8 protein-coding genes are annotated in these 9,628 nt (G+C 70.5%); 3 read left to right on the top strand and 5 right to left on the bottom strand.

Going from position 1 to position 9,628, the window contains the following annotated elements; all coding sequences use genetic code 11:
* Together BM085_RS44745 and BM085_RS30430 are read left to right on the top strand one after the other, a co-directional pair.
* A partial coding sequence (locus BM085_RS44745; RefSeq protein WP_177245356.1) for a tetratricopeptide repeat protein occupies positions 1–381 on the top strand: 381 nt, incomplete at its 5' end.
* 81 nt (positions 382–462) lie between these two features.
* Positions 463–1,476, top strand: a complete 1,014-nt coding sequence (locus BM085_RS30430; protein WP_177245355.1) for a tyrosine-type recombinase/integrase — start codon at positions 463–465, stop codon at positions 1,474–1,476.
* Between the two features lie 44 nt (positions 1,477–1,520).
* Here the strand turns inward: BM085_RS30430 and BM085_RS30425 are convergent, their stop codons facing one another.
* Positions 1,521–2,432 (bottom strand): coiled-coil domain-containing protein, encoded by a 912-nt coding sequence (locus BM085_RS30425; RefSeq protein WP_093890296.1) that lies wholly within the window; start codon positions 2,430–2,432, stop codon positions 1,521–1,523.
* Positions 2,433–2,771: 339 nt separating this feature from the next.
* On the opposite strand from BM085_RS30425, the gene BM085_RS30420 reads away from it, so the two are divergent.
* Entirely contained in the window at positions 2,772–4,205 is a 1,434-nt protein-coding gene (locus BM085_RS30420; RefSeq protein WP_093890295.1) for an aldehyde dehydrogenase, read from the top strand.
* A 244-nt stretch (positions 4,206–4,449) separates the two neighbouring features.
* Here BM085_RS30420 and BM085_RS30415 read toward each other — a convergent pair whose 3' ends face one another.
* The 4 genes from BM085_RS30415 to BM085_RS30400 all read right to left on the bottom strand — a co-directional run bounded on the left by BM085_RS30415 (position 4,450) and on the right by BM085_RS30400 (position 9,573).
* Positions 4,450–5,589 carry an acetate/propionate family kinase gene (locus BM085_RS30415; protein ID WP_342742906.1) on the bottom strand — a complete coding sequence of 380 codons (1,140 nt, stop codon included), beginning with the start codon at positions 5,587–5,589 and terminating at the stop codon, positions 4,450–4,452.
* 232 nt (positions 5,590–5,821) lie between these two features.
* Positions 5,822–7,867: a phosphate acetyltransferase gene (gene pta / locus BM085_RS30410; protein ID WP_093890293.1), complete on the bottom strand. Its 2,046-nt coding sequence runs from the start codon at positions 7,865–7,867 to the stop codon at positions 5,822–5,824.
* 69 nt (positions 7,868–7,936) lie between these two features.
* Positions 7,937–8,719 (bottom strand): alpha/beta hydrolase, encoded by a 783-nt coding sequence (locus tag BM085_RS30405; protein WP_093890292.1) that lies wholly within the window; start codon positions 8,717–8,719, stop codon positions 7,937–7,939.
* Between the two features lie 47 nt (positions 8,720–8,766).
* Positions 8,767–9,573 (bottom strand): AMP-binding protein, encoded by an 807-nt coding sequence (locus BM085_RS30400; RefSeq protein WP_177245354.1) that lies wholly within the window; start codon positions 9,571–9,573, stop codon positions 8,767–8,769.
* Positions 9,574–9,628 lie beyond the last annotated feature (55 nt).

The raw sequence follows: 9,628 nt of genomic DNA, 5'->3' as shown, positions 1-9,628 counted from the left end.
CTGAGCAACCTCGGTCACACGCTGTATCAGCTAGGCCGTTTCGCGGAGGTGGCATCGGTGAGACAGGAGGCGGTCGCCATCTACCGGCGGTTGGCCGAGGCCGACCCCGACCGCTACCGCCCCGACCTCGCCGCATCTCTGGGCCACTTCAGTCACACGCTGTATCGACTGGACCGTTTCGCCGAGGAGCTGCCCGTGGAGCAAGAGGCCGTCGCCATCTACCGGCAGCTGGCCGAGGCCGACCCCGACCGCTACCGCCCCAACCTCGCCCAATTGCTGAGCAACCTCGGCAACACACTGAAGAGGCTGCGCTGCCATGCCGAGGCGGCACCCGTGGAGCAGGAGGCCGTCGCCATCTACCGGCAGCTAGGCCGAAGCTGACCCCGACCGCTACCGCCCGGTGGCAAGCCGACCCGGACCGCAGGCCGCGCCGAAGCGTTCGACGCCCAGATCACCAGTGACTTGAACCGCGGAACCTACGTCGACCCGAACGCGGGGAAGATCACAGTCAAGGAGTACGGGGATCAGTGGCTCGCCGCACAGACCTTCGACCGGTCGTCATACGAGTTGGTGGAGATCCGCCTACGGCTCCACGTCTACCCCACTCTCGGGAAGGAGGAGCTGCGGGAGTTACGCCCCAGTCTCCTTCAGACGTGGTTGCGCGGCCTTCAGGTGAAGCTCGCGCCGAACTACGTCCGGACCGTCTTCGCCCACTTCTCCGCGCTCCTGAACGCTGCGGTGGACGACGACCTCATTCCCAAGAATCCCTGCCACGCGGGATCGGTGAAGCCACCGAAAGCGGAGTCCAAGAAGATCAGGCCATGGTCGGTGGAACAGGTGAAGACCGTGGCCGGCGCCGTCACACGACGCTATGAGGTCATGGTGCAGGCGGCGGCGATGCTCGGGCTCCGTCAGGGTGAGGCATTTGGCCTGGCAGTCGACGACATCGACCTTGCGGCCGGAGTCGTCCATGTCCGGCGGCAGGTCAAGTTACCCAACGATCGCCGCATGCTCTTCGCACTGCCGAAAGGCGGAAAGGTTCGTGACGTCCCCCTCCCGGAGAGTCTCGCCCTGCGCCTTTCGGATCATCAGGAGGCCTTCGCGCCGGTCGAGGTCACCTTGCCCTGGCGCACAGCGGATGGACCGCCGCACTCGGCGGAGCTGGTCTTCACGACCAGGCTGCGCAGTGTGATCAACCGCACCGAGTTCAACCGCTTCGTCTGGAAGCTCACCCTGACCAAGGTCGGCATTTCGGCGACCAGGGAGAACGGCTTCCACATGCTCCGCCATCACTTCGCCTCGGTGCTCCTGGAGCGGGGCGTGTCCATCAAGGCCGTGGCCGACTTCCTGGGACACGCCGACCCCGGCTTCACCTTGCGGACCTACACGCACCTGATGCCCTCCAGCGAGGACCGCATGAGGCAGGTCATCGAAGACGTGTGGGCGATGGGCCGAAGTGCCCTGGATGTGCCCTGAGAAGGGCTTACGACGAGATCACCGCAGGTCAGGAAGCTGGCAGCTCAGAACATCGAGATGTGGACGTGGTCGATGTGGTTGGCGGTGTTGCCGCCGCGGTTGGACATCATCTTCCAGCCGGCGCCGGTCCGGACGTCGTAGTACTTCTGCTGCCAGATGATGTACATGACCCCGAGCCGGGGGCCGTTGGTGATGGCCCACTGGGCGAGGCGGTCGCCGCGCTCCTTGGCCTCGGCGGTCGGGACCCGGCCACCGGTGCTCATCATGAAGTCGCAGGCCCGGCCGCTGCCGTGGTCGCCCGGATCGCCGGGGCGCAGGCAGCCGTAGCTGTAGGGCATCGGGAAGGCCTGCAACACCATGTTGCGCATGGCCACCGTGCGGGCGGTCAGGCCGCCGCTGCCGGAGGGGGTCTGGAAGCCGTACTTGGCCAGGAGTCCCTCGATCCGGACCCTGTCCTTCTTCAGAGCCGCGATGTCGTCCTTGAGCTTGACGACCTTCGCCTCCGCCGACTTCTCCGCGACCTTGGCTTTCTTGATCATCTCCTGGAGCCGGTTGAGCTGGGTGGCGCGCTGGCTGGCCAGGTAGGACATGGTTGCGGCCTGGCTGAGGACGCTGCCGGCGTCGCCCTGGAAGCTCAGCAGGTTGGCGCCGTCCAGCGTGCCGCCCATGTAGGCGGTCTGGGCGAACCGGACGACGTCGACCTGCGCGGTGGCCAGCGCCCTCTTCAGGCTCTTGGCGTTGGCGGCGGCCTTGCTGGCCTGGACCCGGGTCTCCTCCAGGCTCTGCACCTGGCCGCGGTAGTTCTTGTTGAGCTGGCTCGCCTCGCGGGTGAGCTTGCGGAGCTCGGCCTCGGGGTCGGGTCTGGCGGCGTGCTGGACGGCGGCGCCGGCCATGACAGGGGTCAGGAGCAGCGCGGCGAGCACGGCGCCCAGCGTGGCCGCGCGAGTCGATCTCACGCTTCGCTCACCTCCAGAGCCCCCTCATGGACGGAGCGAAACTATAGAAGACGATCTTGGTGCCCGCCACCGGAACGGCGGAAACCACGCACCATTGACGAACTATCTACCAGTCTGCGGTGCTTTAAACAAATGCCGCCGCCCGGGCCGCGGCACCACCGTCACGGGAGATCCACCGGGGGAATCCTCGCACAGTACGGTCCCTTGCCATCACCGACAGAACATGATTCGGTCTCATCGGCGCGGGGCCTTGTGAAGCCCTCCCCGGCGGACGACACTATCCAAGCAAGCACTAGCTCAGATATTGACTCCGGCCCGCCCACCAGGAGGCAACACATCATGCGTCAGCACGACACGCTGTTCATCGGGGGCGACTGGGTGGCCCCCGCGGGCACCGGGACCATCGACGTCGTCTCGCCCCACACCGAGGAGGTCGTCGGCCGCGTCCCCGACGGCACCCCCGCCGACATGGACCGCGCGGTGGCCGCCGCGCGCCAGGCCTTCGACCAGGGCCCCTGGCCCCGGATGACGATGGCGGAACGCGCCGCCGTGGTCGGCAGGCTCGCCGAGATCTACGCGGCCCGCCAGTCCGAGATGGCCGAGATCATCACGCTGGAGATGGGCTCCCCCATCACCTTCTCGCAGATGGCGCAGGCTCCGCAGCCGCTCGGCATGCTGCAGTACTACGCCGGGCTCGGCGCGTCCTTCCCCGTCGAGGAGGAGCGGCCGGGCACCTTCGGCCCGGTGACCGTCCGCCGCGAGCCGGTCGGCGTGGTCGCCGCCGTGGTCCCGTGGAACGTCCCGCAGTTCGTCATCATGATCAAGCTCGCCCCCGCCCTCGTCGCGGGCTGCACGGTCGTGGTGAAGCCCGCCCCCGAGACCCCGCTCGACTCCTACCTGCTGGCCGAGATGGTCAAGGAGGCGGGCATCCCCGACGGCGTCGTCAACATCGTCGCCGCCGGCCGCGAGGCCGGCGAGCACCTGGTCTCCCACCCCGGCGTGGACAAGGTCGCCTTCACCGGCTCCACCGCGGCCGGCCGCCGCATCGCCGCGATCTGCGGCGAGCAGCTCAAGCGGTGCACCCTGGAGCTCGGCGGCAAGTCGGCCGCGATCATCCTGGACGACTGCGACCTGCCCTCCGCGATGGGCTTCCTGTCGATCGCCTCCCTGATGAACAACGGGCAGGCCTGTGTCGCCCAGACACGCATCCTGGCCTCGCGCAACCGCTACGACGAGGTCGTGGACGCGGTCGCCTCGATGGTCCGCGGCATGCCGGTCGGCGACCCCGCCGACCCCGCCACCGGCATCGGCCCGCTGGTCGCCAAGCGGCAGCAGGAGCGGGTCCAGGACTACATCAGGATCGGCATCGACGAGGGCGCCAAGCCGGTCGTCGGCGGCCTGGAGCGCCCCTACGACCGAGGCTGGTACGTCGCTCCGACCGTCTTCGCCGGGGCCACCAACGAGATGCGCATCGCCCGCGAGGAGATCTTCGGCCCGGTCCTGGCGGTGATCCCCTACGAGGACGAGGCCGACGCGGTCCGCATCGCCAACGACAACGACTACGGCCTGGCCGGGACGGTGTGGACCGCCGACACCGAGCACGGCATGGACATCGCCCGCCAGGTGCGCGCCGGCACCTACGGGGTCAACCTCTACATGATCGAGTCCAGCTCCCCGTTCGGCGGCTTCAAGAGCAGCGGCCTCGGCCGCGAACTCGGCCCCGAGGGCCTGTCGGCCTACCTGGAGTACAAGTCGATCGCCCGCCTGGGCTGACGCCTCTTGCGGACCTTCGGGCCGCAGAAAGGCCGCAGAAGGGCCGCAGAACCCCGAGACGTGCTTGTACGGCTCCGCGGAGCCGTACAAGCACGACAACGGACGGACGGCCCAGCACGCCCCCGCGACGCTGGGCAACCGCTCGACTGCAGGAAGTATGTCCCACGACCACCGCTAGGCGGCGGTTCGTGTCCCGTGGACTTCTCCCGGCGGATTTCATCCATCCGCTGTAGGTAGACGACGTTTATCCGCGATTGGTTCGCGAAATAACCTCAAGAGTTTGGCGGGCGATCTCCAGCTCCTCGTCCGTCGGGATCACCGCGACCTTCACGGCCGCGCCGTCGGGCGAGATCAGCCGGTCCCCGCGCCGGTTGCGCACCGGGTCCACGGCGATGCCGAGCGCCTCCAGACCGGCCAGCGCGGTCTCCCTGACCAGCGACGAGTTCTCCCCCACACCCCCGGTGAAGGCGATCACGTCCACCGTGCCGAGCACCGCGTAGTAGGCGCCGACGTACTTGCGCAGCCGATGGCAGTAGACCGAGAAGGCGAGCTCGGCGTCCGGGTCCCCGGCGGCCAGCCGCTCCTGCACCGCGCGCATGTCGTTGTCGCCGCAGAGGCCGAGCATCCCCCCGCGCCGGTTGAGCAGCGCGTCGATCTCCTCCAGGGACATCCCTCCCGTCCGTCCCAGGTACAGCACGATCGCCGGATCCAGATCCCCGCTCCGGGTCCCCATGACGAGGCCCTCCAGCGGGGTCATGCCCATGGAGGTGTCCATGCACCGCCCGGCCGACACCGCGGAGGCGCTCGCCCCGTTGCCGAGATGCAGCACGATCACGTTGCCCAGCGGCCTGCCGACCGCGCGAGCGGCCTCGCGGGAGACATAGGCGTGTGAGGTGCCGTGGAAGCCGTAGCGGCGGATGCTCAGCCGCTCGGCCACCTCGCGGTCGATGGCGTAGGTCGCGGCGGCCGGGGAGATCGTGGAGTGGAAGGCGGTGTCGAAGACCGCGACCTGCGGCAGGTCGGGACGGAGCCGGCGGGCGCCCTCGATGCCCGTCAGGTTGGCGGGGTTGTGCAGGGGGGCGAGCGGGATGAGCTCCTCGATCTTCCTGATCACCTCGTCGGTGATCAGCGTGGGCTCGGTGAAGGTCTTGCCGCCGTGCACCACCCGGTGCCCGATCGCGGTCAGCTCCGCGGAGTCGAGTCCGAGGCCCCTGGCGGTGAGCTCGGCCGCGACGACCTTCAGGGCCGCCTCGTGGTCGGGGACCGGAGACGAGGCCTCGCCGATCCGCTCGACCGTCCCGGACGCGAGCCGTTCGCCACCGGACAGGAGTTGATATTTCACGGAAGAGGATCCGCTGTTGAGCACCAGTACGCGACTCAACACGCCTCCCCGTCCTGACGGCTCGCCGGTTCCCCCCGGCGGCCCGCCGAACATTTCCGGCGGCCCACCGTATCCTCCCACCGACCCGCCGAGCGTCCCTGACGGCCCCCCGGACGTCCCCGGCGGCCCGCCGTACCCTCCCACCGGCCCGCCGGACGGCCCCGGCCGCCCGGCCCGTCCTCCCGGTGGCGCTCCGGACGCCGCCCCGCCATGCCGTACGGCCCTGACCGCCCGCTCATCGGTCGGCCTCCTGCGCCTGGACGGCGGTGATGGCCACGGTGCTCACGATGTCGGTGACCAGCGCGCCCCGCGACAGGTCGTTGACCGGTCCGCGGAGCCCCTGCAGCACCGGCCCGACCGCGACGGCCCCCGCGGAACGCTGCACGGCCTTGTAGGTGTTGTTGCCGGTGTTCAGGTCCGGGAAGATCAGCACGGTCGCCCGGCCCGCGACCCGGGAGCCGGGCAGCTTGGCGTCGGCGACCCTGGCGTCCACCGCCGCGTCGTACTGGATGGGGCCCTCGACCAGCAGGTCCGGCGCCCGCTCCATGACCAGTGCGGTGGCCGCGCGGACCTTGTCCACGTCGACGCCGCTGCCGGAGTGGCCGGTGGAGTACGACAGCATCGCGATCCGCGGTTCGATGCCGAAACGCTCCGCCGTACGGGCCGAGGAGATGGCGATGTCGGCGAGCTGCTCGGCGTCCGGATCGGGGTTGATCGCGCAGTCGCCGTAGACGAGCACCCGGTCGGCCAGGCACATGAAGAACACCGAGGAGACGATCGAGGTGCCCGGGACCGTCTTGATGATCTGGAACGCGGGCAGGATCGTGGCGGCGGTGGTGTGCGCGGCGCCGGAGACCACGCCGTCCACGACGCCCCGGTGCAACATCATCGTGCCGAAGAAGTTGACGTCGGTGACCACGTCCATGGCCCGCTCCAGGGTCATCCCCTTGTGCGCCCGGAGCGCGGCGTACTCCTCCGCGTAGGAGTCACGCATCGGCGAGGTCAGCGGGTCGACGACGGTCACCCCGGACAGGTCGAGCCCGAGATCGCCGATCCGCCGCCGGATCACCTCCTCCCGCCCCAGCAGGGTGAGGTCCACGATGCCGCGCCGCAGGAGGATGTCGGCGGCCCGGAGGATCCGGTCCTCCTCGCCCTCCGGCAGCACGATGTGCCGCCGGTCGGCCCGCGCCCGCTCCAGCAGGGTGTGCTCGAACATCATCGGGGTGACCCGGTCGGAGCGGGCCAGCTCGATCCGGTCGGCCAGGTCGGCGGTGTCCACGTGGCTCTCGAAGTGGCCGATGGCCGTCTCGATCTTGCGCGGGTTGTCGGCGGTGAGCCGCCCCTCCAGACCGCCCAGGGTGGTGGCCACGGTGAAGCTGTCCGCGGTGGCCGACAGCACCGGCACGCCGGGCGCCAGGCGGGCGGTGAGGGCCCTGACGGCCTCCGTGGGCTCCTGCCCCAGCGTCAGCACCACTCCGGACGGCCTCGCCGTACCCGCCGCCTCGGCCGCCACCGCGGCCAGCAGCAGGTCCGCCCGGTCGCCCGGCGTGATCACCAGGGCGCCGTCGACCAGGTGCTCCAGGAACACCGGGAGCGTGGCCCCGCCGAACACGAACCCGAGCACGTCCCTGCGGAGCCCGTCCTCGTCCCCCTGGATCTGCTTGGCGTCCACGGCCTGCAGCACCTGGCCGACGGTCGGCGCCGACAGTGAGGGATGCTCGGGAATGACGTAGCAGGGCACCGGCAGACCGGGCTCGACGACCATTCCCTGCGGCACCCGGTTGGCGATCACCGCCAGCACCGTGCTGCCCAGATCCGAGAAGACCTGGTAGCCGGTGCGCATCTCCATCGCGATCTCGGCCGCCTGCTCGCCGTGCGCCCCCACCACCACGATGACCGGCGCGCCGAACTCGGCGGCGAGGCGGGCGTTGAGGGCCAGCTCGCGTGGGAGGTCGTCGGTGTCGAAGGAACTGCCCAGCACCAGCAGCGCGTCGCACTCCCGCTCCAACGTGTGGAACCGGGCGACCAGCCGGGCGATGAGCTCTTCGTTGCCCCGCCGCGCATAGATCTCCGCGGCGTCCTCGGCCGTGACCCCGATCGCCGAGGCCGCCGGGCGGTATCTGGCGTTGAGCAGTTCGAGCGTGCGGTCGTCGCCCTCCCCCGTGATCGGCCGGAACACCCCGACCCGATCCACGTGACGGGTGAGCAGCTCCATCAGGCCGAGCTCGACGATCTGCCTGCCGTCACCACGCCCGAGACCGGCCACGTAGATGCTCCGCATACCCACTACCCCTCGTGTCGACACATCCTCTGTCATGCCTCGCCACTAGGAGTAAACACCTTCGGGGGTTCAGGAGTTGGCGACGGCCCATTCCCCGATCCGGCGGATCAGCCCCGGCGTGGCCGCCGACTCCGCGTGGCCGTATCCGGGCTCGATCCACAGCTCCTTCGGCTCCCGGGCGGCCTCGTAGATCTGGTGGGCGTGGTCGAGCGGGAAGAAGCCGTCCGCGTCGCCGTGCACGACCAGCAACGGCGTCGGCGAGATGTGCGCCGCCGCCTCGTGGGGCGCCGCCGGCACCGGGTCCCAAACGCCCTTCCTGATCCGCGTCCTCTTGCCCACCCGCGCGGCCAACCGCCCCAGCGGCCGCTCGATCGCCCAGTGCACCTGGCGCATCGGCCGGGTCCCCCGGTAGTACCACCGCGCGGGCGCGCTGACCGCGACCACCGCGTCCGGCCGGAGACCGCGCCCGTCCGGGCCCCCGTCCCGCCCGCGCCACCCCGCATGCCGTACGGCCACCGCCGCGCCCATCGAGAACCCGACGACGGCGACCCTGGGGTAACCGATCGCCCGCGCGTGGCGCACCGCCGCGTCCAGATCCAGGATCTCCAGGTCTCCCACGGTCGACTCTCCCCCCGACCGGCCGTGTCCCCGGAAGTCGAACGAGATCACCCCGCCGAACCCGCTGAGCACATGGGTGATCCGCCGCGTGGGGCGCTCCCGCAGCGATCCGGTGAACCCGTGCGCCAGCACGATCCCCAGCTCGTCCGGCCCGCGCGGCGGGGTGTGCGCGGCGTCGATCCGGACGCCGTCCTCGGTCATGAGCGTCGCGGCGAACGATGGCGCTGAAGACATGCTCCGAGCTTAGGACGGTCCCGATCGGCGGCGGAGGGCGGCGCCGATCAGCGCCTGGGCATGACGAGGTCCATGGTGTGTCCGTAGACCGAGACGGGGACGCGCAGCCACTGGCTCTCGGCCGGCTCCCTGACCATCCCCTGCGGCACGGCGGCGACGGTGATGCCGTACTCCTCGATCAGCCTCCGGCACTCGCCGGCGGTCGCTCCCGGAGCGGCCACGACGTGCGCCCCGCCCATCAGCGCCAGGTCGAAGACGGCGGCCTGCTCGCGCGGCTCGCAGGTGCCGACGAGCACGAAGTCGCGCTCCCTGATCATCGCCTCCGGGACCAGCCGTCCCAGCTCGGCGACCACGTGGGCGTGGCTGAGCGAGCGCCTGCCGTCGAAGGTGAGCGCGGGCGCGTCCGGGCCCGGCGGGACCGGGTCGTCCACGCCGTCGGAGCAGACGGTCTCCGCCACCTCGGCGAAGGTGAGGATCCGCCGGATGCGGGAGTCTCCGACGGCCGCCGCCGCCCGTTCCGCCAGCGCCGCATCCGTGATCATCACGCGCGCGCGGCTGGACGACAGCCGTTCGTAGAAGGCGTCGCGGTCCATGTCGGCCGCGAGCGGGACCACCAGCGCGCCGGCCGCGGTGACGGCGTGCACGGCGAGGGGGTAGTCGTGGCCGGGCGGAAGATGGACGATCACGGGCTCGCCCGGCACCAGGCCGCGGGCACGCAGCGCCGCCGCCGCGTGGCCCACCTGCTTGGCGAGCATGTCGTAGGTGAGGACGTCTCCGGTCCGCACATCCGTGACCGCGGGTCGGCAACCGCGGTGCCCGGAGGCCCGCAGCACCACTTCGGTCCATGTCGGCATGGCTCCGAAGATAGGGACTCCGGCGCCCGCGCGCATGGCCAGGAATATGCAGAGA

Origin of the sequence: Streptosporangium canum, from assembly GCF_900113865.1 — a bacterium.
Lineage (GTDB): Bacteria > Actinomycetota > Actinomycetes > Streptosporangiales > Streptosporangiaceae > Streptosporangium > Streptosporangium canum.
The sequence above is the reverse complement of the archived record's forward strand: the minus strand, read 5'-3'. Positions and strand labels throughout refer to the sequence as shown.

Excerpts from the sequence above, each read along its gene's own strand:
- BM085_RS30420 (WP_093890295.1), top strand. The coding sequence starts at position 2,772 with ATGCGTCAGCACGACACGCTGTTCATCGGGGGCGACTGGGTGGCCCCC.
- pta (WP_093890293.1), bottom strand. The coding sequence starts at position 7,867 with ATGCGGAGCATCTACGTGGCCGGTCTCGGGCGTGGTGACGGCAGGCAG.
- BM085_RS30405 (WP_093890292.1), bottom strand. The coding sequence starts at position 8,719 with ATGTCTTCAGCGCCATCGTTCGCCGCGACGCTCATGACCGAGGACGGC.
- BM085_RS30400 (WP_177245354.1), bottom strand. The coding sequence starts at position 9,573 with ATGCCGACATGGACCGAAGTGGTGCTGCGGGCCTCCGGGCACCGCGGT.